The organism is Sinorhizobium meliloti, assembly GCF_017876815.1.
GTDB lineage: Bacteria > Pseudomonadota > Alphaproteobacteria > Rhizobiales > Rhizobiaceae > Sinorhizobium > Sinorhizobium meliloti.
Genome location: NZ_JAGIOS010000003.1, coordinates 970,424 through 991,596 on the forward strand (window position 1 = coordinate 970,424; position 21,173 = coordinate 991,596).

Annotated in this window: 25 protein-coding genes; 5 read left to right on the forward strand and 20 right to left on the reverse strand. The window is 61.6% G+C overall.

Annotation, left to right across the window (positions count from 1 at the left end):
• Nucleotides 1–214: 214 nt before the first annotated feature.
• Nucleotides 215–610, reverse strand: coding sequence for a PRC-barrel domain-containing protein (locus tag JOH52_RS31145; protein WP_014528751.1), 396 nt, complete (start codon nucleotides 608–610; stop codon nucleotides 215–217).
• Nucleotides 611–1,004: 394 nt separating this feature from the next.
• Between JOH52_RS31145 and JOH52_RS31150 the strand changes: the two genes are divergently transcribed.
• Nucleotides 1,005–1,265, forward strand: coding sequence for a hypothetical protein (locus JOH52_RS31150; protein ID WP_014989730.1), 261 nt, complete (start codon nucleotides 1,005–1,007; stop codon nucleotides 1,263–1,265).
• Nucleotides 1,266–1,753: 488 nt separating this feature from the next.
• Here the strand turns inward: JOH52_RS31150 and JOH52_RS31155 are convergent, their stop codons facing one another.
• Nucleotides 1,754–2,101, reverse strand: a complete 348-nt coding sequence (locus JOH52_RS31155; protein ID WP_014531999.1) for a nuclear transport factor 2 family protein — start codon at nucleotides 2,099–2,101, stop codon at nucleotides 1,754–1,756.
• A 4-nt stretch (nucleotides 2,102–2,105) separates the two neighbouring features.
• The gene (locus JOH52_RS31160) at nucleotides 2,106–2,519 is read right to left on the reverse strand and encodes a YybH family protein (protein ID WP_014532000.1); all 414 of its coding nucleotides are present in this window, start codon (nucleotides 2,517–2,519) and stop codon (nucleotides 2,106–2,108) included.
• Between the two features lie 39 nt (nucleotides 2,520–2,558).
• Here JOH52_RS31160 and JOH52_RS31165 point away from each other — a divergent pair, with 39 nt between their 5' ends.
• Complete coding sequence (locus JOH52_RS31165) at nucleotides 2,559–3,041, forward strand: Lrp/AsnC family transcriptional regulator (protein ID WP_014532001.1); 483 nt, start codon at nucleotides 2,559–2,561, stop codon at nucleotides 3,039–3,041.
• A gap of 51 nt (nucleotides 3,042–3,092) precedes the next feature.
• Nucleotides 3,093–3,524 carry an SAM-dependent methyltransferase gene (locus tag JOH52_RS31170; RefSeq protein WP_014532002.1) on the forward strand — a complete coding sequence of 144 codons (432 nt, stop codon included), beginning with the start codon at nucleotides 3,093–3,095 and terminating at the stop codon, nucleotides 3,522–3,524.
• Nucleotides 3,525–4,225: 701 nt separating this feature from the next.
• Here JOH52_RS31170 and JOH52_RS31175 read toward each other — a convergent pair.
• The 16 genes from JOH52_RS31175 to JOH52_RS31250 form a co-directional block, all read right to left on the reverse strand.
• Entirely contained in the window at nucleotides 4,226–4,825 is a 600-nt protein-coding gene (locus JOH52_RS31175) for a histidine phosphatase family protein (RefSeq protein ID WP_010967273.1), read from the reverse strand.
• The gene (locus tag JOH52_RS31180; RefSeq protein ID WP_014532005.1) at nucleotides 4,822–5,868 is read right to left on the reverse strand and encodes an ABC transporter ATP-binding protein; all 1,047 of its coding nucleotides are present in this window, start codon (nucleotides 5,866–5,868) and stop codon (nucleotides 4,822–4,824) included. The genes JOH52_RS31175 and JOH52_RS31180 overlap by 4 nt, the downstream gene beginning before the upstream one ends.
• Nucleotides 5,868–7,670, reverse strand: coding sequence for an ABC transporter permease (locus JOH52_RS31185; RefSeq protein WP_014532006.1), 1,803 nt, complete (start codon nucleotides 7,668–7,670; stop codon nucleotides 5,868–5,870). Before JOH52_RS31185 ends, JOH52_RS31180 begins: the two co-directional genes overlap by 1 nt.
• On the reverse strand, nucleotides 7,667–8,782 hold the full coding sequence (locus JOH52_RS31190; protein WP_014528757.1) for an ABC transporter substrate-binding protein: 1,116 nt from the start codon (nucleotides 8,780–8,782) through the stop codon (nucleotides 7,667–7,669). Before JOH52_RS31190 ends, JOH52_RS31185 begins: the two co-directional genes overlap by 4 nt.
• A gap of 127 nt (nucleotides 8,783–8,909) precedes the next feature.
• Complete coding sequence (locus tag JOH52_RS31195) at nucleotides 8,910–9,752, reverse strand: MurR/RpiR family transcriptional regulator (RefSeq protein ID WP_010967268.1); 843 nt, start codon at nucleotides 9,750–9,752, stop codon at nucleotides 8,910–8,912.
• A 358-nt stretch (nucleotides 9,753–10,110) separates the two neighbouring features.
• A complete protein-coding gene (locus JOH52_RS31200) occupies nucleotides 10,111–10,443 on the reverse strand; it encodes a hypothetical protein (RefSeq protein WP_010967267.1) in 333 nt (110 codons plus the stop codon).
• Nucleotides 10,440–11,327 (reverse strand): NAD(P)-dependent oxidoreductase, encoded by an 888-nt coding sequence (locus JOH52_RS31205; RefSeq protein WP_014532007.1) that lies wholly within the window; start codon nucleotides 11,325–11,327, stop codon nucleotides 10,440–10,442. The genes JOH52_RS31200 and JOH52_RS31205 overlap by 4 nt, the downstream gene beginning before the upstream one ends.
• Complete coding sequence (locus JOH52_RS31210) at nucleotides 11,324–11,842, reverse strand: gluconokinase, GntK/IdnK-type (RefSeq protein ID WP_010967265.1); 519 nt, start codon at nucleotides 11,840–11,842, stop codon at nucleotides 11,324–11,326. The genes JOH52_RS31205 and JOH52_RS31210 overlap by 4 nt, the downstream gene beginning before the upstream one ends.
• A gap of 1 nt (nucleotide 11,843) precedes the next feature.
• Nucleotides 11,844–12,599: an SDR family oxidoreductase gene (locus JOH52_RS31215; protein WP_010967264.1), complete on the reverse strand. Its 756-nt coding sequence runs from the start codon at nucleotides 12,597–12,599 to the stop codon at nucleotides 11,844–11,846.
• A 69-nt stretch (nucleotides 12,600–12,668) separates the two neighbouring features.
• Complete coding sequence (locus JOH52_RS31220; RefSeq protein WP_010967263.1) at nucleotides 12,669–13,700, reverse strand: L-idonate 5-dehydrogenase; 1,032 nt, start codon at nucleotides 13,698–13,700, stop codon at nucleotides 12,669–12,671.
• 10 nt (nucleotides 13,701–13,710) lie between these two features.
• Nucleotides 13,711–14,658, reverse strand: coding sequence for a 2-hydroxyacid dehydrogenase (locus JOH52_RS31225; RefSeq protein ID WP_010967262.1), 948 nt, complete (start codon nucleotides 14,656–14,658; stop codon nucleotides 13,711–13,713).
• Between the two features lie 72 nt (nucleotides 14,659–14,730).
• Nucleotides 14,731–15,462, reverse strand: a complete 732-nt coding sequence (locus JOH52_RS31230) for an amino acid ABC transporter ATP-binding protein (RefSeq protein WP_014528759.1) — start codon at nucleotides 15,460–15,462, stop codon at nucleotides 14,731–14,733.
• Nucleotides 15,463–15,511: 49 nt separating this feature from the next.
• The gene (locus JOH52_RS31235) at nucleotides 15,512–16,303 is read right to left on the reverse strand and encodes a transporter substrate-binding domain-containing protein (RefSeq protein WP_014532009.1); all 792 of its coding nucleotides are present in this window, start codon (nucleotides 16,301–16,303) and stop codon (nucleotides 15,512–15,514) included.
• A gap of 63 nt (nucleotides 16,304–16,366) precedes the next feature.
• On the reverse strand, nucleotides 16,367–17,023 hold the full coding sequence (locus JOH52_RS31240) for an amino acid ABC transporter permease (RefSeq protein ID WP_010967259.1): 657 nt from the start codon (nucleotides 17,021–17,023) through the stop codon (nucleotides 16,367–16,369).
• Nucleotide 17,024: 1 nt separating this feature from the next.
• A complete protein-coding gene (locus JOH52_RS31245) occupies nucleotides 17,025–17,711 on the reverse strand; it encodes an amino acid ABC transporter permease (protein ID WP_014532010.1) in 687 nt (228 codons plus the stop codon).
• A 42-nt stretch (nucleotides 17,712–17,753) separates the two neighbouring features.
• The gene (locus JOH52_RS31250; protein WP_010967257.1) at nucleotides 17,754–18,386 is read right to left on the reverse strand and encodes an HD domain-containing protein; all 633 of its coding nucleotides are present in this window, start codon (nucleotides 18,384–18,386) and stop codon (nucleotides 17,754–17,756) included.
• A 102-nt stretch (nucleotides 18,387–18,488) separates the two neighbouring features.
• Here JOH52_RS31250 and JOH52_RS31255 point away from each other — a divergent pair, with 102 nt between their 5' ends.
• Entirely contained in the window at nucleotides 18,489–19,388 is a 900-nt protein-coding gene (locus JOH52_RS31255) for a LysR family transcriptional regulator (protein WP_010967256.1), read from the forward strand.
• 77 nt (nucleotides 19,389–19,465) lie between these two features.
• On the opposite strand, the gene JOH52_RS31260 is transcribed toward JOH52_RS31255, so the two are convergent.
• A complete protein-coding gene (locus tag JOH52_RS31260; RefSeq protein WP_010967255.1) occupies nucleotides 19,466–20,134 on the reverse strand; it encodes a helix-turn-helix transcriptional regulator in 669 nt (222 codons plus the stop codon).
• Between the two features lie 193 nt (nucleotides 20,135–20,327).
• Between JOH52_RS31260 and JOH52_RS31265 the strand changes: the two genes are divergently transcribed.
• Nucleotides 20,328–21,146 carry a transporter substrate-binding domain-containing protein gene (locus tag JOH52_RS31265; protein WP_017266558.1) on the forward strand — a complete coding sequence of 273 codons (819 nt, stop codon included), beginning with the start codon at nucleotides 20,328–20,330 and terminating at the stop codon, nucleotides 21,144–21,146.
• Nucleotides 21,147–21,173 lie beyond the last annotated feature (27 nt).

Sequence of the window (21,173 nt, forward strand, 5' to 3'; positions counted from 1 at the left end):
GAGGAGTCGTCGGCTCAGTCGTGGTAGCCGGCGGTGTCGCTGTTTCCGTCGCATTTTCGTCGGTTCCGGGCATCAGCAACGCGACAGCTACCAGAATAATCACGATGCCTATTGCTACCGCGATGTAGGTGTTCCGATTCACGCCGGGTCCTCCTGAGCTGTAATGCGGGCGATGGAGCTCCCGAGCTACCTAGAGCGTAGCCGTCTTTCGGGATTAGCGTTTCCAGCGGCCTTCGTATTTGAACTCGGGGGCCGCCTTAAGCTGATCCTTGGTCGCGTCCATCACAGCCGTCCATTTCTTGTCGTTTTCGACGTAGGTGATTTTGACAGCCTTCGGGCTGACAACCACGTAGCGCTCGCCCATCCCGAGGACACCTCCGACCGACAGGATATATCCGGCCAGCTGACCTTCCGAGAGGACCAGATCCTTGATCTCCCCGATCGACTCGTTGGCAGTGTTGGTGACGTTGAGATTGATGAGATTGTAGCTCAGCACGTCGGTCGGCTTGGCGGTGACGAAGGTTTCGGTGGTCGTGGTTTCCGCCGTCTGTGCGGCAGCCGCTCCAACAATCGTCGTGGTCGCAGCAAGAGCAATCAGAATACGTCGCATGGTCCCACCCCTTTGAGGATGCTCAGGAACCCGGAAACGCCATGATGCAATCGAAAGTTCCAACGACCTCAGCGAATTGGGCAGCCTTCGAGCTGGTCGCGTTTAAATGCCGTTTATGAAGATCACCGGCGCTGTCGATCCCCGAACTGCCACCGGGCAAGATGGACGCTTTCCTCATAGAGAGTGACATTCGATATTCTTATCGTGCCTTCCGCCTCGTGATGACCGACCACCCCAACTTCGGTCGTCGAGGCGCGGAAGACAGCGGCTGTGACTGGCGTAGCACAACGACACGAGGCAACGGATCTTTGTACGCGGATCTTTGGATGAATGTCGGCAACTGGAACAACGTTGGTTCCTTAGCGTTTGCTCATTTGAGGTTAGGGAGGGTGCCATGGTCCTGGTCACACATGATCCAAGCCGGCAGAGTTGCCAAGGCTCCGACTCGGCGTCCCTCATTGCATCTGTCCGTTGCGCGATTGCATCGGAAGTGCCATTCGCCGTGACGAATTTATCCTACCGTGTTTTGGGCGACAGCATTGTAATCGAAGGCAATGTGATTAAGCGAAGCGACGCCGAGCTGATCCACCGAATTGCCGAGGACATTGCCGGTCACGGGCGTGTAATTATGAGGGTCGGCGGCATAAACCTCTAGGGCCGCGGTTCAGGTCGGCTTCGGACTCCGATAATCCCCTCAAGTTGACACGGGAAGGGTCGGGATAGACCTAGGTAACCCGAAATGCGCGAACGCACCTGATCAACTCCGCATCTGCTTCAACGAGGGCTTCAGTCCTGCGTTGTTCGCCTTAGCGTTGCTTGGCGTACTTTCAACGCGATGTCCTCAAAGCCAGTCGAGATCGAGCTCTATGACATCGCGCCATGCCCGCTGGGCTTCCTTGACCAGGCCGCGAAAACGGCGTCAACCGCCGGTCCAGATCCTTCGTCAGATCGACGGTTCCTTCAATGATGCTCATGTTCCTGTCCTTCCGTTTCCGTGTTTCAGACCCGACATTGGACCGGAAGGACGGCGAAGGTCAGCGGCAGACTCGACGGCTTCGGGGCATTTGTGCCAAACTTGGATGGTACCGATACCCCCACGCCCTACCGCCTGACCCCGGCAAGCCGGGATCAGGCGCTCGCGGTCTACTGATGCGCCGCCACTCGCCAACGTCCTTCACGCTTGACGTAGACGGTCAGGCAGTCGACCGCCTCGGCGGTTGGCTGATCGTTCCATCGGGCGTCGGCGTGATACGCCACCAAGCAGGTCCCGGCCGCGACCTCAACCGCCGTCTCGGCCGAGAAAGAGACCTCGGCCCAGTGACGGCCCGCGGCGTTCTCGCCGCGGATCGCCTCGACTGCCGTATCGACATCGATGCGGCCGATGCCAGGAAAGATGAGCACGGCCTCCGGCAAATAGGTTGCGGCATAGATGTCTGCATCGTTCCGCCAGAGCCGCCGCTCGATCTCCAGAAGTTCGTCCAACGGCGTCATCGCATCAGCCCTCCACCTTCTCGTCGAACGGCATTGGTTCGGAGCTGTGTTCGTGCACGATGCGCCAGCCGTCCGGCGTTCTCGTCAGGCCGAGCGTCAGCCTCAGGGTATATTCGACGGGTCGGCCGTCTTCGGTGCCGCCGCAGTCCAGGAGGCCGGTGGCAAAGGCGATGTCGCCGCCGGCGTGAACGGAAAGCTCGCGCAACGCGAACTTCCCGGTTCCGCCATGCCAAGGAAAAAACTCGTCCTCCCACGCTCGGCGATAAAGCGCCTTGCCCTCGCGCTGCAATTGCCCCACCACGTCGAAGACGAGCAACGGGTCCGCGTAGCAGACGGCTTCAATGTCGCACGCTGCGACAGCACCCGCCCACGACCGGATCGTATCCTCTGCTGTGATTGGTGCTTTCGTATGTGTCATCGCTTCAGCCTCACCTTCTTGGGGAAGCCATTTTGACCTATGATGCCGCAGGTTTCCGCCAGTAATACGCCGGATGCGCAGGAAAATCGCCGGAGCGAGGACTTGGACGAGAAAGATCTGAAGCTGATATCACTGTTGCGCAGGAACGCCCGCGCCCCGATCGTCGCGCTGGCGCGGCACATCGGGTTGTCGCGCAGCGCCACGCAGGATCGGATGGCTCGTCTGGAAGGAAGCGGGGCGATTGCCGGCTATAGGGTCGTCGAGGGAACGCCCGGCACCATCGTGCAGGCCGCACATCTTCTTGCCCGCTTCGAGAGCGGCAAAACGTGCGACCAAATCGCGCCGCGGGTGAAAGCGATCCCGTTCGTCACGCGGATCGATTCCCTGGCCGGCGAAATCGATCTGCTCGTCAGCGTCGATGCCGATTCAATCGACAGTGTCGAGGACGTGCGCCGCCAGGTCGCTTCCGTTCCCGGCATCGCGACCGTTACCACCGCTCTGGTCCTGCGTCGCCATCTGTGAGTCGCACGCGAATGGATGCAATATCTGGCGAGCCACGCGAAGGAGAGTTGAATGGCTAAAGACCTGTCGCCGCGGCTTCTCGCCATCGTGGATGCGCTGCCGCTGCGGCGGGGCATGCGTGTGCTGGAGATCGGCTGCGGGCCCGGTGCGATGGCCCGCGAGATCGCGGGCCGGATTGGCGACGGGCACGTTCTCGCCATCGACCGATCGGCCAAGGCGATCGCGCAGGCACAAGCCGCATCCCAGGCGGAGATCGGATCCGGAAGGCTGAGCTTGCGCCAGGTTGCCGCTGAGGATTTCGAGCTGGAAGCGGGTGAGATGCCTTACGATATCGCAGTCGCCGTGCGCGTCGGTGCGCTGGATGGACGCCATCCCGAAGCGGGGCGACGGGCCAAACGCCGTGTTGCGGCGGCGTTGACGCCGCAGGGGCAACTGTTCATCGACGGAGGCGATCCCCTGCGCAGGCTCTTGCTAGACGATTGATTGTTCGCTCACCACTGTCTCGCGACATTCGGATTTCGTAAGAACGCCCAAGTTCTTGCGGCAGGTATTAAGTCAAACCCTCTGCCCTGAGCGACTTTTGTACCGACGGCCGCGCCTCGACCCGCTCGGCATAGGCGGTCAGCCTGTCCGGAAGCTCGAGGCCCGAATCGCGCGACCAGCGAACCATTTCGTACCCAAGCGCGTCGCCAGTGGCGAAAGCGTCGCAGAGCAGATAGTCGCCTTCCAGCTGTTTTCGCGATCAGCGCCGGCGTTCGGCGATCGCCTGGCGTGCTGCCTGTTGCGAGACCGTCCGAGACTGCGTTCAGGCGCAAGGTGCGGTGTCTCTCCCGCAACCCAATCCAAAATCGCTACATTCTCGGTCAGCACCTGACGGCGATGAGATCGTCGCCGTACTCGGTGCGCCGCGTTCGCCACGTTCCAGTTTGACGGCTGAGATCGTCCGGAAGTCAGGCCGCCTGGACGATCTGGTCCAAGCCATAGAGCCTCTCGACCTCATCTTGGATGATGCAGTTAAGTGGCGCGAGTTGATCAGCTCTGACGTAAGATCATCTACTCACTCGAAAGGAATCGATCCGCAGACCACGGGCGGTGAAGAGCCATGTCCCTACGCCAATGGTCGACGCTCGCGCCGGCGGTTCCCTTCAATACAACGCCGACCCCAGAGACATTGCGGGTTTCAATCAATCCGGAGCGTCGAACACGGGGCCATCAGGGCTGAAATTGAAGGTCTCCAGGCGCATGCCACCGGGCTTGTCGGCAAGCACTGTAACACTTGCGGGCCCGACGGGTATGATCCGCTTCGGCGGCAGGCCCAGCAATCCATCAAGCAAGGCGCGAATGACGCCACCGTGGCAAACGACAAGCAGCCTTTCTCCCGGGATGGAAACCGCTTTGCCGAGCCCGGCTGTCACCCGGTCACGGAATTCCTGCCACCTCTCCCCTCCTCTCGGCGCATAGGTGCCCGCGCGCCAGCCAAGATAGGCATCCTGATCTTCAGCCATCAGGTCGCCGATGGCACGGCCGGTCCAATCGCCGACGTCGATTTCGCGCAAGGCCGGGGAAAGCTGCGCATGCGGATACCCCAGAAGCGCCGCCGTATGCCGTGCACGCAAAAGATCCGATGCGATGACATGGTCGGGGCGCATCGCCTCAATCGTAGCGCGCAAGGCGGTTGCCTGCGCCTCGCCTCGTGCCGAAAGTCCAATGTCAGCCTGCCCCTGCAGGCGGCGGACGGAATTCCATGCACTTTCGCCGTGGCGTACCAGAATGATCCGCTTCATTGCGCGCGCACTCCTTCTGGCGTGAAGAACATGGATGGTGCCGGCGGCAGCTGGAAGTGGACCTCGTGGCCCACCGAGAACGATGGCAGGCTGTCGACGATCGCCGTGAGGCGAAGATCGGCACGGATGCCGGTCACCATGACCCGCCCGGCCATGGGGCTCGCCTCGGCATAGTCGAGCGTCAGGGTTCGGTCCGACGGGCTCTCGGCAAGCGTCAGCTCTTCCGGCCTGAACATGGCCGATCCATTGCGACCGGCCAGTGCCGCATCGGCGAGACGGCCGCAATAGGCCCCGTTTACCACGGGCACCAGGTTTGCCGGAGGCGTGCCGACGAAGGTCGCGACGAAAGCGGTCCGCGGGCGGGCCACCAATTCCCCGGGACTGCCGAACTGCTCGATCCTTCCCGCGTTCATGACCGCGACATGAGTAGCCATGGTCATGGCCTCGACCTGATCGTGCGTAACGTAGACCGAAGTCGCCCCCGTCGCGCGATGGACGCGCAACAGCTCCGTCCGCATCTCGACGCGCAATTTCGCATCAAGATTGGAAAGGGGTTCGTCGAACAGCAGGATGCCCGGCTTCGGTGCGATCATGCGGGCGATCGCCACGCGCTGCTGCTGACCGCCGGAGATTTCGTTGGGATAGCGCGCAGCAAGTTGGCCGATGCCGAGTAGATCGAGCACCTCCCCGACACGCGAGCAGCGCTTGTCCCTGTCGAGACCGGCCACCTTCAGCGGCCAGTCGATGTTTCCTGCGACAGTCATATGCGGCCAGAGCGCATATGACTGGAAGACAAGCCCGGCATCGCGCCGGGATGGTTCGATGACCCAGCCTCGCCCACCATCGGAGACCGTGTTGCCTCCGAAGGTGATGGTGCCGGACGTCGGCGCTTCGAGACCGGCTAGCATGCGCAGTATGGTGGACTTGCCGCAGCCGGATGGTCCGACCAGCACCAGAAAAGCGCCTTTCGGGACGGAGAGGCTTACGCCTTGTACGGCTTCATAGCTGCCGAACTGCTTATGAAGGGATTCGATCTGTATCATTATTGCAACCACGGCTGTGACTTGGCCTGCAGGCGATTGGCGAAAAGCGTCGCGGCGACGGAGATGACAAGCACGACGACAGTGAGGGCATTGGCAAATTGGGTGAAGCCGTCCGAGGCATAGCGGTAGGCAAGTACGGACAGCAGCGGCATGGTCGGCGTGAACAGGAACACGACCAGCGACAGATCGCGGACGATCTTGACGAAGACAATCAGAGCTCCAGCCGATAGTCCGCGAATGGCAAGCGGCACGGTGATTGCGAAAAGGCGACGCAGGAAGCCGGCGCCGGTCATCCGCGCGCTCTCATCGAGGTCGCCCGATACCTGCTGGATCACCGCGCGTCCGGTCTGCACGGCAAAGGGCACCAGATAGGCTGTGGCGGCGATGACCAGCAGTAGGAATGTCCCGTAGAGCGCTGGCAGCGGGCCGATCGGCGCGCCGAGCAACGCGACGTAGGCCGCGCCGAAGGCGATGCCCGGCACGAGCAGCGGCAGGAAACTGATCTGGTTGATCGCGGCCGACAGAAAGCCGGACCGGAAGCGGGCAAGAACGAAGGCCACCAGTAGCCCCACAAGCGAGGCGGAGAAGGCAACCGTCACTCCAAGGCCGACAGTAACGCCAGTAGCCGACAGGATCAGCGGATTGTTCCAGATTCCGGCCTGACCGCGGGCTATCGCCGGATCAGACGCGCCGATCCAGTAGTGCAACGACCAGTCAGAAAATAGCGCTGAGGAGGATGGCGCCAGGCTAGAGGCGATGAGAATCACGACCGGAACGACAGTGGTGAGTACGCAAATGGATGCGGCCGCAACGAACAACGGCAATCGCGCGGTCCCCAGCGCAAAGCGCTTCGACCGACCGCCCTTGCCCGTGATCGTGGCGTAGGATCGGCGCCCCGAAATGACCCGGTTGCCAGCCCATAGGAAGAACGCCGAGACGAGGATGAGCAGAATTGCCAGCACATAGCCGCGCTCCGCTTGACCGATTTCGATCATGCCGTAGAGGCGAGTGGCGAGAGTCTGCATGCGAACCGGCAATCCAAGCAGTGCCGGCGCCGCGAAATTGGAGACTGCCCCGGCAAATGTGAGCGAGGCCCCGGCGACCAGCGCGGGAAGTGCCACCGGCAGTACGATACCGAGAAAGATGCGGCGCCGTCCGGCGCCCGTCATCTGCGCAGCCTCCACCAGGTCGGAATTCACCGTGGCGAGGGCTGCTGCGATGACGGTAAAGGCAAGAGAATAGTAGTGCGCCATGAGAACGACCAGCGTCGGCACCATGCCCCAGGCAAGCCAATCGGGCACAGAAAATCCAAGCCCCTCAAGGAAACCAATCTGGCCTCCCACGCGGGCATTGCGAAACAACGAACCCCAAGCGAGCGCAGTTGCGAAACTGGGAATCATGAAGGGCAGCGTTGCCAGAAGGCCAATCGTGCGTCGGAACGGCACGTCCGTCATGACCACGAGCCAGGCGAGAAAGCCGCCGACGAGCACACAGCCAGTGGCGACACCCGCGCCGAGGATCATTGTATTAGCAAGCGGTAGCCAGAAGAGGTTTCGTGACAGATTGCTTGCAAGCACGTCGGACCAGGCGGACCACGCACCGGGTGCAAGCGTGGCGCCGAAGACCTTCAATAGCGGAGCGGCGACGAGTGCAGTCAGCAGCACCAGCACGGCCGCCTTCAGCCCCAGGCCGGGGCTGAGGAACGCGTCCTTGAACGAGCGATTTCGAGACTGAGTAGACATCAAAATATCCGATAGCGCGGATGCGCCGCGGCCCGAGGGCGACGGCGGCACGCGGATCATTGCAACTGGAGAACGAGGTCACCGACGGACTTGCGGATCGTGGCCGTCGCGGCCGGGTCAACCCGCCAGGCCTTGAAGTCCGCCAGCGGGATCGCATCCGGGTGGCCCTTGATGTCGCTGCGCGTTGGCCAGTCACCCGCCACGTAGAACGGAGCATAGCCCGGTCCGCCAGTCTCGCTGTCATCACCCATCAGGAAGTCGATAGCGAGGCGTGATGCCGCCGGGTTCTTTGTGTCAGCGGTAAGCGCCAGCAGAGCCGGGAATACGATCCCGTTGGAAGGAACGACATCGTTTACGACCTGCAGCGCCCACCCCTCGTCCTCATTGTCGCGTCGGTCGGAATAGCTGGTGAAGCCGACGGGCGGCTGATCCTGACCGAGTTTACCAACCGCCGCATTCACATCGTCCGTCGAGGCGAGCAGAACCAGATCATTCTCGAAAAGATCTACGATGAACTGGTGCCCGGCTGTTTCCACGCCGTCATCCAGTTCGATCGGTTTGCGGAATAGCGCTTCGTACGCCTTAGCCATCTCGTCGGACCTCAGGACGAACTCCGTCATCAGGTCCAGATAATCACCACGCTGAAGCGGATCGACCATCAGCACCTTGCCCTTCCACTCCGGCGTCGTGAGATCCCAGAGGTTCTTGATCGGAGCGCCGTTGGGATAGGCAGCTTCGTTATACATCAGGACCTTGGTCGAAAGGCGTTGGGCCAGGAGCGGAGACTTGAACGCCGTGTCGAGCTTGTCGGCAATGCGGGGCGGTACATAGTTCTTGAGCAAACCCGTTTCCAAGAGATCGCTGAGCACCACCGGAGCGTCGGAAACATAGACAACATCCGCATTGGTGATGCCGGCTGCGGCCTCCGTGCGCAGGCGCGTGATCATTTCTGTCGAGGACATATCAAACCCGATCAGATCGATGCCCGGATACGCTTCCTCGAATGCCTTTTCCACTCGCGCGATACGGCTGGTGAAGGAATAGACCGTCACCTTGCCTTCCTTCTGCGCCAAAGTCAGCAGCGCTTCCGGCGAAAGCGTATCAACGTCTTGCGCCATTGCCGGCGCGGCAAGTGCGACCAGAACAGCGCCAATCATCATCATGCGTTTCATCGTGCTTCCTCCCCAATGGTGGCGGACTTCGCCACCGAATATGCATTTCTTTTTGCACCACTAGCGCGGGACGCAAGTATTCTTGCAGTCTCCAAGCATGCCAAAACGGCGCCACCCCCTTCGGCGCTCAGCGTCCCTCAAGTTCCCCGATCAGTTCTCCCAATTGTTCCAGGTTGCTCAATGAGCGCACCTCGTCGGATTGTGCCATGCTGAGAATGAGCCCGTTACAAATCGCCATGGGCACCGTCAGCGTCTGGAATGCATCGGCGTCGCCAGCGCGCGGCGCAGCAAGCAGGTGATCGGCCTTCGGCGATAAGGAAGGTCCCACCGTTCCAGAGACGACGACACTAACGGCGCCAACCTTTCCTGCTCGCTCGATCAGCGGCGCATAAGCACGCGGCTGACGGCGAAACGCAAAGACGAGCAGCGCATCATCCGGCCCCATGGACAGGATCTGCTCAGCGATATCGCGGCTATCACCGCAAACCAGCACAGTTTCGAACGCCATTCGGCGCAGACGCCGGTTCATCAGAACGGCCAGTGTTTCCGCATTTCCGCGCGCAAAGATGAAAATCCTTCTGCGGTCGCTCAAGGCGGCAGCAGCGGCAGCGAGGCGCTCCTCGTCGACATAGCTCGACAGTCGGGTCAAGGCCTCGATTTCCTGCTGGACGAGCATTTCCAGCATGCCATGGCCACGGGACGTTTCCAGCGTACGCCGCACGCGCAACGCCGGATCGGTCTTCACGATGAACTCATCCCGGATTGCGTGTCGAAACCCGGCATAGGTTTCGAAACCGAGCTTGCGCGCAAGTCGGGATGCCGTCGCCTCATGCACTCCGGTACGCCGCGCCAATTCCCCGGCCGTCCCTAGCGCCACATCGCGCGGCTTGGCGATGATCTCCTTGACGAGACGGCGTTCAGCAGGCGTCAGCGTATCGGCAATAGTTTGCACACGTTCGGCAATGAGCATCGGTTCCTCTCCCTACCGCCAGCTATACATTCCGCATGCAGAATTGCAAGATGTAAAATGAACGCAAGTCGGCTTGCATAAATCAAACGCCAACTTCGCTCACGATTGATTTCTCGCCTGACACGTCTGCCTAAATCTTCCCTCAAAAAGCTACGACATATTTTGACGAGCCGTGGCCCCGCCTTCTCGGCCACCTTCATGGCATAGGCTCTTCGCAAGCGATCACGCGGGCGCATTTGAACGGCTTGGGTTTGGCAGCTCTTTGGAGCCGCTGCGGCTCCAAAGCCGGACGTCTTGGAACCCTACGCCGTCGATCCATAAGCCAGGAAGGACGGCTTCCCAAATACTCGTGATGACATCACAGCTTGAATTCGCTGGCGGACATCACGTGGTGGTGGATTCGACCCTCGAAGAATTCGGCAAGGACGGCCTCGGTCGCCGCACGGGCCTCGGCGCGCACGGGGCTTGCGAGAGCTTCTTCCACGGCTTCGAGGTCGGGATAGTTGATGGCGAGGATCATGGATAGTTCCGGGGCCCCCTCGTCGCGGCTTTCGGCAAACGAGATGCGCACGTCGGTGGCGTGCGGAAACTGTTTCCATTTCGGCAGGATACGTTCGATGACGGCCTTGCGGAAGGCTTCGGTATGGCCGTCCTTCACTTTGCCCTCGAACAGTGCGTACCGCGTAATCATTTGAAGTTCTCCTTATTCGGTCCACGAAAAAATTCCATCAGCGCCGCCTGATCCTCGCCGCCCAGCCCGGCAGCCGTCAGCATTCGGTGGATCTCGGCACAGGCGGCGGTCAGTGGCATGGCGGTGTTGGTGCGGCGCGCGAGGTCCTGCGCGCCGGCAAGGTCCTTCACCATGTTGTCGATCCGCCCGGTGTGGCGGTAATCCTTCGTCACGAAACGCGGCATGTATTCCTGCAGGATCGCACTGTCGGCCCTCCCGCCCATTAGCGCCTGCGGGATCTTTGACGCGTCGACGCCCGCATCTAGCGCGAGCTGGGTGGCTTCCGCGACAGCGAGGAAGCCGAGGCCGCAGAGTACCTGGTTGATCAGCTTGGTCGTCTGACCCGCACCGACCGATCCCATATGGGTGTAATTGCTGGCGACATGCCTGAGGACGGCATGCGCATCCTTCACATCCTGCGCCGTGCCGCCAGCCATCAGCGTCAGTTCGCCGATCAAGGCCTTGGGCGCGCCGCCGGAAAGCGGGCTGTCCACCCACCGCAGGCCCTTCTCGGCCGCGTCCGCCGCCAGTTGCTTGGTCGCGTTCGGGTCTATCGACGACATGTCGATGATCAGTGTGCCCGCCTGCGCGCCGGCCGCCACACCCGCGTCACCGAAGACGGCCTGGCGCACGATGGCGGGGGCGTTGAGGCTGAGTATGACGTAGTCGCTGAAGGCGGCGGCCTCCGCGGCCGACGGGGCGGCAAAGGCGCCTTTGTCCACCAGTGCCTGCACCTTATCCGGACCGGGATCGAAGACGGTCAGACGATTGCCGGTCTCCACCAGCCGCGCGCCAATACTGCCACCCATGGCGCCCGCGCCAATCAGCGCAACCCTGTTGGTCATGATGGGGTCTCCTCCAGTTTTACGGCGATTTCGTCGACGAGCACCTCAAGCGGCTGGTCGATATCGACGGTTATGACGTTTTCGTCTGTCGTTGGGGGTTCGAGGGCTGCGAACTGGCTCTCGATGAGGCTCACGGGCATGAAGTGGCCGGCGCGCGCGCCCATGCGGGCGGTGATGAGGACCTTCGTGCCGGAGAGGTGGACGAAGGTGACGGGCGCCCCCGCTTCGTTGCGGATATGGTCACGGTAACGACGCTTCAGCGCCGAGCAGCCGATGATCAGAACGCCGTCAGGGGCCGCGAGCCTTCGTCCGACGAGGGTGAGCCAGGGCCAGCGATCGTCGTCGGTGAGCGGTTCGCCGCGGCTCATCCTGGCGATGTTTTCCGGCGGGTGCAGGTCGTCGCCGTCGACATAGGTCGCGCCGAGACGGGTGGCGAGCGCGGCACCGATCGCCGACTTGCCGCAGCCGGCGACGCCCATCAGGACGATTCCCCGTCGAGCGGAATGAGGGGCCATCTCAGAGCGAGGCCGTGATGCCGCCGTCGACATAGAGCACGTGTCCGTTGACGAAGGAGGAGGCGTCCGAGGACAGGAAGATGCAGGCCCCGACCAGTTCCTCCACTTTGCCCCATCGGCCGGCTGGCGTGCGCCTTTCGAGCCAGTCGGAAAAGCTCGGGTCGGCGACAAGCGCAGCATTCAGCGGCGTGTCGAAATAGCCGGGCGCGATCGCGTTGCATTGCAGGCCGTATCTCGCCCAGTCGGTCGCCATGCCCTTGGTCAGGTTGCCGACGGCACCCTTGGTGGCGGTATAGGGCGCGATGCCGGGGCGGGCGAGCGCCGTCTGGACGCTGGCGATGTTGATGATTTTGCCCGCGCCGCGCTTGATCATGTGGCGGGCGACCGCCTGGCCGACATTGAAGACACTGGAGACATTCGTCTTCAGGAGTCGCTCGAAGGCGTCGGCGGGAAAATCCTCCAGCGGCGTGCGGTGCTGCATGCCGGCATTGTTGACGAGGATGTCGATCGCGCCGACGTCCGCCTCGAAGGCGTCGACGGCCTTGCGCACAGCCTGGTGGTCGGTGGCGTCGAAGGCGAGCGTGTGCCCTGCCCCGAGGTCTCTTGCGGCGGCCGCGAGCTTGGCGGCGTCGCGGCCGTTCAGGATGATCTCGGCGCCGGTCGCGGCAAGACCCTTGGCCAGCGCGTAGCCGATGCCCTGCGAGGAGCCGGTGACGAGGGCGCGCTTGCCCGTCAGGTCGAAGAGTTCGGTGCTCATAGTGATGTCTCTTTGTTCTCGCAATTGCGGACGGAAAGCCGCTTCACACTTTTCCTGCGATCGCTTTAGCTAGGCAAAGGCGATCTGCGTCTTCATCGATTGCCCCTTGTCCGAGGCGATCTCGAAGGCTTTCAGCGCCTCGCCAAGCGGCAGCGTGTGGGTGATCAGCGGCTTGACGTCGATCAGGCCGCCCTGCATCAGCTTCACCGCAGTCGCGAATTCCTCATGGAAGCGGAAGGAGCCGCGCAGGTCGAGTTCCTTGGCGGTGATCGCCATCATCGGCAGGGCCATGTCGCCGCCAAGACCGAGCTGGACGATGACGCCGCGCGGGCGCAGTGCCTGGATGCCGGCTACCAGCGCGGGCTGCGCCCCCGAGCACTCGTAAAGCACGTCGAAAGTGCCCTTGTTCTCGCTAAAGGGAACAAGACCGTCGCGGTCTTCCGACAGATTGACCGTGCGGTCAGCACCGACGGCACGGGCAAAGCCGAGCGCGCGTTCGGAAAGATCGGCGGCGACGATCTCGGCGGCGCCCGCCCTTCGGGCGGCGAGGATCGACAGCGTGCCGATCGGCCCGCAGCCGGTGACGAGGACGCGCTTGCCCAGCATCTCGCCGGCGCGCCGCGTGGCGTGCAGCGTCACGGAGAGCGGCTCCGCCATCGCCGCCTCGCCGGCCGAAAGCCCTTCGGCCTTCACGCACTGGCTGGCCTTGGCGACGAGCCGCTCGCGAAAGGCGCCCTGGATATGCGGGAACGGCATGGCCGAGCCGTAGAAGCGCATGTGGAAGCAATGGTTGGGCAGGCCTTTGAGGCAGTAGTCGCAGGCGCCGCAGGGCCGCGAGGGCGAGACCGCGACGAGATCGCCGATGGCAAGGTCCGATACGCCTTCGCCGAGCGCCGCGACATGACCGGAGACCTCATGGCCGAGGATCATCGGCTCCTTGAGGCGCACCGTGCCGAAGCCGCCGTGGTTGTAATAGTGCAGATCCGAGCCGCAGATGCCACCGGCCGCAAGGCGGATCTCCACCTCGCCGGGGCCGGGCTTTTCCACCGCACACTCTTCGACGCGCAAGTCCTTGGCCGTATGGATGACGATCGCCTTCATGGCCTCTTCCTCACAGAACCGGAGTTGGCAACGGCCGGCCGCCGAAATGGGCCGACAGGTTGTCGAAGACGAGCTGGCCCATCGCCTTGCGGGTCTCCGCGGTGCCGGAGGCCATGTGCGGCTGCAGCAGCACATTGTCGAGCGCCAGGAAGCGCGGATTAAGGTTCGGCTCGCCCTCGAAGACGTCGAGCGCGGCAGCACCGAGCACCTTGCTTTCGAGCGCGTCCAGCAGGGCTTCCTCGTCGATGTTGGAGGCGCGCGAGATGTTGATCAGCATGCCGTCCGGCCCGAGCGCCTCGATGACCCTGCGCCCGACGATATGACGCGTCTCGGCAGACGCCGCGAGCGTCACGAACAGGAAGTCGGAGCGGGCGGCAAGCTCGACCGGATCGGCAATGAAGCTCCAGTCCCTGGCAAAATCCTTCGCACCGGTATCGCTATAGGCGATCTCCATGTCGAAGCCGGCAAGGCGTTTTGCCACCTCGAAGCCGATGCGGCCAAGGCCGAGCACGCCGGCGCGCTTGCCGTGGACGCGGCGCTTCAGCGGATAGAGGCCCTTCTTCGCCCAGTCGCCGCTCTTCACCCAGGTCTCGCCGCCGATCATGCCCCGCGCATGCGCCAGCATCATCGCGACGCCGAGGTCGGCGACGTCCTTGGTCAAGACGTCGGGCGTATTGGTGACGCGGATGCCACGCTCACGCGCCGCAGCCAAGTCGACCGCGTCGTAGCCGACGCCATAGACCGAGATGATCTCCAGCCTGGGCAGCGCCTCGATCATCGCCCAGTTGGCACCAAGCTCGCCGCGTGTGGCAATGCCGCGGATGGCTGCGCCATGCTCGGCGAGGAACGCCGCTTTGTCCGCCGCCTCGAAATAGCGGTGCATGGTGAAGTTCGCATTCAGACGCTCCTCGTCCCATGAAGGGTACGGGCCAACCTGCAATAGCTCGATCTTGGGCATGGGTGCTCCTTCGGCAGAGCGTTTCTGCCAATGATGTCAGACGATGGGGCGGACGAAACTGCCTCGCGAGGCTCAGCCTACTTCCGCGTGGAGGAAGGCTCGAAGTTCAGGCGTTTTCGGCGAAGAGAAGAATTCGGCGGAAGGCCCTTCCTCGTGGATGATGCCGTCCCTCATGAAGATCGTCCGATTGGCCACGCGCCGGGCGAAGCCCATTTCATGGGTCACGAGGATCATGGTCATGCCGTCGCGCGCCAGCTTTTCGATGACGGCGAGCACTTCACCGGTGAGTTCCGGGTCGAGGGCCGACGTGACCTCGTCGAAAAGAAGGACCTTCGGCTGCATGGCGAGCGAGCGGGCGATGGCGACGCGCTGCTGCTGGCCCCCGGAGAGCATGTCGGGATAGGCCTCGAAACGATCGCCGAGTCCGACGAGCGACAGACAGCGTTTCGCCTCGGATCGCGCGGCGTCCTTGCCGATTCCCTTCACCTGGACCGGGGCGAGCATGATGTTTTCGCCGGCGGTGAGATGCGGGAAGAGATTGTAACTCTGGAAGACAATGCCGACATCGCGCCGCAACCGGCGAAGCTCGGCCGGTTTGCGCGACATTCGGTGGCCGGCGACCTCGATCTCACCGGAATCGACGCTTTCGAGGCCGTTCAAGCAGCGCAGGAAAGTGCTCTTGCCGGAGCCGCTGCGGCCGATCAAGGCGACAACCTCGCCGCCTTCGACCGTGAGCGATACGCCCTTCAGCACTTGGAGCCCACCGAAGCTCTTTCGAATATTTTTGGCGACGACAACGGACATTTCGGACCTCTTCATGTGGGGGCGCCGCGGGCGCCCCCGGTTCTGTCGATTAGAACGACGGCAGTTCCGGGATGGGCGTCTTCATCCACTTCTCATAGATCGCACCCAACTCCCCGCTCTGCTTGTGGACGAAGAGCACGGTGTTGAGCCAATGCAGGAGGTCCGGATCGTTACGGCGCAGCCCGACGCCGTAGAAGCTCTGGAGATAGGTGGTCTTCTCCTCGAAACCGCGGTCGGGATAGCGCTCCTGCAATTGCGCGGCGATGTAATTTACAGTGCCGATGGCATCGACCTGGCCAGAGACAAGCGCGTTCAGCGTTGTGCTGTCGTCGTCGAAGCGCACGAGTTCCATGCCCTCCACGTTGGCCGCCGAAAGGATCTTTTCATGCGCCGTGCCGCGTGGGACGCCGACACGCTTGCCGGCAAGGTCGGCCAGGCTTTTGATGGTGGCTTCCTTCGGCGCGATAATGATTGACCTGTGGCCGCCATATGGATTGGAGAAGGCGACCGAAAGCGCCCGCTCGGTATAGATGCCGAAGCTTGCCACGACGAAGTCGACCTTGCCGGTCTGAAGCGACGGAATGCGGCTCTGGCCGGTGACGGGCACAAGTTCCAGCTCGACGCCGAGATCCTTCGCGAGCAGCTTGGCGACATCGACGTCCAGCCCGTCCGGCTGCATCTCCTCATTGGTGATACCGAAGGGTGGGACGGACAGGTCGACGCCGATCATCACTTTCTTACGGGCGATAATGTCGTCGAGGGAGGAAGCCGACGCCGTTGCGGCGCCAACGGTGATGGCAAGAAGCCCGACGAGGGGCAGAAGAAGGGATTTCAGGCGCATGGTCATCCTCTCAGTTCTGGAGTTCCGGGTGGTTTGGACGGCCTTCTTCGGGCCGTTGGGTGATCAGGTTCGGGCGCCCCGGCAGGCCGTGCGCCGCTCGAGCCAAAGGCTCAGTTGCGTGAGCGGGAAGCAGACGGCGAAGTAGAGGGCGGCGACGCTCAGGAAGGCCTTGAGCGGCTCGAATGTGGCATTGCTGACAAGCTGGCCGGCGCGAGTGATCTCGATGAAGCCGATGATAGAGGCAAGCGAGGTCTGCTTGATGATCTGCACGAGGAAGCCGACGGTGGACGGCAGGGCGAGGCGGATCGCCTGCGGCGCGATGACGAAGCGCAGTGTTTTGTAGGGCGTCAGCGCCAGCGCGTCCGCACTCTCCCACTGCGCCTTGGGAATTGCCCTGAGCGCGCTTTCCCAAATGGCGCCAAGGAAGGCGCTGGAATTGATGGTGAGCGCAATGGCCGCCGCGGTGAGCGCCGCGATCTCGATGCCAAAAAGCGACGGCGCATAATAGCACAGGAACAAGAGCACGAGCAGCGGCAGGCCCTGGATCACCTGCATGTAGAAGGTCGTGATTGCACTGAAGGCCCTGATGCGGGCAATGCGCAGCAGCGCCAGCACGATGCCCATGATGCCGCCGCCGACGAAGGCCAGGACGGTGAGGGTCAGCGTCCAGCGAAGCGCATAGACGATGAACAGGAATTCGGGGGAGCCGAACGTGCGCATCTCAGGCCCTCCCGAGCAGGCGGCGGCGCGACCGCGTGAAGATCATGAGGCCGGCAACGTTGAGCACGGCGCGGAAGACGAAGTTCAAGACCACATAGACCATGGCGACGACCAGGTAGATTTCCATCGTGCGGAACGTTTCGGAGCTTGCGATCATCGCGGCTCCCGTCAAGTCCTCGACGCCGATTGCCGAGACGAGGCTGGTCGACAGCATCAGCAGCACGCATTGCGAAACGACCGGCGTAAACACCTTCTCCAGCGCCGGCGGCAGGATCACGTAACGCAGCGTCTGGAAATAGCTAAGGCCGAGGCTTTCGGCCGCCTCCACCTGGCTGCGATGGGTGGCCTCGATGCCGCCGCGAACGATCTCCGCGACATAGCCGCCATTGTTCAAAACGAGGGCGATGAAGACGGAGGTGAGCGGCGACAGACGGATTCCGATATTCGGCAATCCGAAGAAGATCACGAAGATCTGCACCAGCAGCGGCGTGTTGCGGACCACCTCGACATAGAGGCGGACGAGCAAGCGCGGGATTGGCGAGGACGAGGTCGACATCACCGCGCAGAAAATCCCGAGCGCGATGCCGCCGAAAATGCCGACGAAGGACAGGCCGATCGTCAGCCACAATCCGCTGACGATTTGCGGCAGGTAGTTCAGCAATGGGCCGAACTGGAACGTATAGTCCATCTCTAACCTCGGCTTTCCCTCTTGGCAGTTTTTTACGGCTTCCTACTGCATGCCGATCGGGCGGACGCGCAAGTTCGGGCCGGCGAAACCGATCGTCTCCGGATGGCACAGATCGAGCGCCGCAGCGACATGCCACCAGGCATGGTCGGCCTGACGGATGATGTAGCATTCCGTACTGTGGCCGATATGCGCCCCTTCGAGCGAGTGTCCCATGCAGATATGGCCAATTTCTTCCGGCAGGCCGACCGAGAGGCAAACATGGGTGCCGTAGGCCGAATGGCGGAAGGACGGTTCGCCGTAGCGGTCGCCGCGTTCGCGCCAACGCTTCAGGTTGATCGGATCGAACTCCCAGGTCTTGCCGATGTCGTGGCAAAGTCCGCCGGCGAGAATGATGTCACGATCGACCCTGGCCTCGGGATAGGTCCTGGCGAACTCGTCGTAGATCGCAAGCGCAAGGCGCGTGACACCGCGCAGGTGGGCGTCCTGAGTGCCCCGCTTGAGCGCAAAGACGTTCGGGCTGCCCTCGCCAGGAATGTCGACCACGCGATCGAAGGACGAGCGTTCCAGCGCGAATACCCAAGCGTCCACCACCTTTTCTCTCAGGTCGTCCGACTGGATCTCCGCGATCTCCGGCAGGTCTTCGAGAATGTGTTCCCGGGAGATGGTTTTGTGCATGGTGTCCCCGCGTCTCTGATGTGGATGTTGAAAACCTACGCGGTCTTGAGATCAAAATCTAATTAGGATACTTAGAGCTATCGATAGAAAAATTCTATTCAAATGACCTTAAGTTTTTCCGCCCTGGAATCCTTCTATTGGGTATCTCAGCTGCGCAGCTTCAATGCGGCGGCCAACAAGCTGAATGTCAGCCAGCCTACGGTTTCTTACCGGATCCGCGAACTGGAGGAGCGGCTCGGCGTGTCGCTCTTCGTGCGCCAAAGGCGGCAACTTGTGCTGACCAGCGAGGGCGAGGCGCTGAAGCACTATGCGGAATCGATGATCGCCATAGCGCGCGACATTGAATCCAATATCAAGACCCGCAACACCCGCCTGCCGACGCTGAGGGTCGGCGTGATCGATAGCTTCGCAGCCGTGTGCCTCCCTTCCCTGCTCGATGAACTCGACATCCGTTTTGCCGGCGCACGCATCGCCGCGACGGTGGACACCAGCCACAAACTTGCTGATCAACTCTCTGAGGGGCTGCTGGATATAGCGGTCCTCTCTACGCCGCCGTCGCACGACAATGTCGCGCTTGAGCTTCTCGGACGCCAGAGCGTCGATTGGATCGCCAGCCACAAACTCGGCTTGCCGCAGACGATCGTCTCCGACGAGGAACTCCTACGTCAGCGCATCTTTGCGACACCCGCACCGTCCAACCTTCATTCGCTCACCACTGGTTTCCTCGCCGCAACGGCTGGTGCCGGGCTGCGGCTCAATGTCTGCAACAGCCTTGGCACGATCCTCAATCTCGTGGAATCGGGAACCGGTATAAGCATCCTGCCCTCGCGGCTGCTTCAAGAGCAGATTCGGCACGGGACAATACAGGTTCTGAAGACCCGGACGACACTACCCTTGCAGGAAGTTTTCATCGGAACAAACAAGGGCGCAATCGTACGCGCACTCCCGCAGGTCTCTCAGATGATCCGCAAGGTCAGCGCAAGCGTGGGCTTCTGCGTGTGAGATCATCTTGGCAGCATCTTGACTGACCTCCGGCATTTGACGGCATGAGATGCCGGGCCGTTTTCAGCATGGCCAACTTACTGCTTACTGTTGCCGCCAGCCACCTTCGCCGCATCACCGTTGAGATAGTTGTATACCGTGGCCCGGCCCATACCGAGGAGTCGACATATGTAGCCTGCCGCGTTTTTCCCGCTAAACGCGCCATCGTCGGCGAGAGCCTGCACGAGTTCCTTCTTCTGTGCGCGCGACAGGTCGGAAATATTGAGCCCGCGTGACGTCGTCCAATGCCGAATATAGCTGTTAATGCGCTCAAACCAGTCATCGCGAAAAAGGCTGTCCAGCTTACCGGCCGTGGCAGGAAGAGAGACGAAGGTCTGCAGCGTAAGAAGGATGTTTTCGAAGACGGAGACGTCGACGTTTATACACAACACACCCACTTCCTTGCCCGAGGCGGTTCTCAGCACCGAGCTGATCGACTTGATCCGCCGACCATCCCAGTTTGTCTTTTCGTATGGCCCGATTAACACATCGGCGGGTTTGAAGTCGATCTCCTCGAGATTTGAGGGGTCGCCGAATTCCCGCTTTGAGAAATTCCCGGCAATGTAGACCACGGATGCACTCGCCATGTCATGCAGCACCACCTCCGCGAATGGGGCGAATAGGTTCGCAATGGCGTCGCAGACGGGGACGAACGGCGAAAGCTCCGGACCTATGCCTTTTCCCAATTCCTGGTCTTTCTTCTTCAACGAACGGTCTCCTTCAGAGGCTGGCGCAGGCGAAATGTAGCTCAAGTGCCATGCGATCGGCATTCACAATATACAGACTGGACAGTCTATTTTGGATGATCTAGTCTATTTCCTATGGTGCTTCCGTGCAAGCAGCTAGAGAGACAACCCGCTGCAACGAGGTTGTGCCGGTACCAGAAAAAACGAGAGGGGAATGAACGCAATGAAAAACTGGCAAACGTCCCTCACCGGACTAATCACAGCAGTGCTCCTCAGTGCTGCGCCGGCGAACGCGGACACGCTTCGCGTCGGCATGGAATGCACCTATGCGCCGTTTAATTATCGAACCTCCGATGGAAAGCTTGAAGGCTACGATGTCGATGTTGCCAAAGGCATTTCTGAAATCATCGGCGTCGATTTCGAGTATGTCTGCCAGGAATGGGACGGCATGATCCCGGCCTTGCTGGCCAACAAGTTCGACCTGATCATTGCCTCGATGTCGATTACCGACAAGCGCAAGGAACAGATTGATTTCTCTTCGCCCTATCGCAACTCGGTCGGCCGCATCGTGGGCCCGGTCGGCAAGGATTTGAAGCTTTTCGACGACAAGGGCCAACCGGTCGTAGAAAATTTCGATGGACTTCGGATCGGGGTAGAGCGCGCCTCGACCTACTTCGAATGGTTCTCGGCCAAGCTGCCGAAAGCCGACCTGGTGTTGTACGATAGCAATGAGGCGATGTATCTCGACCTCAAGAACGGCCGGGTCGATGTGATCATGACCAACCCGATGAAAGCGCATTTGAGCTTCCTCAGCGGCGAGGGAAAGGGAAAGTACGAATTCATCGGTCCCGAGGTCAATGAGCCGAAATTCTTCGGGCCCGGCGTCGGCGTGGGCCTGCGCAAGGGCAACGACGAACTGCGTGATAAGATCAGCGCAGCGATCCGCAAACTCATCCGCGAAGGCAAGCTTAAGGAATACGCGCTGAAAATCTTCCCGTTCCAGATCCACGATGACGCCTGGGCCGAAGAGTAATCATCGGTGGGATGACATCCAAGAACA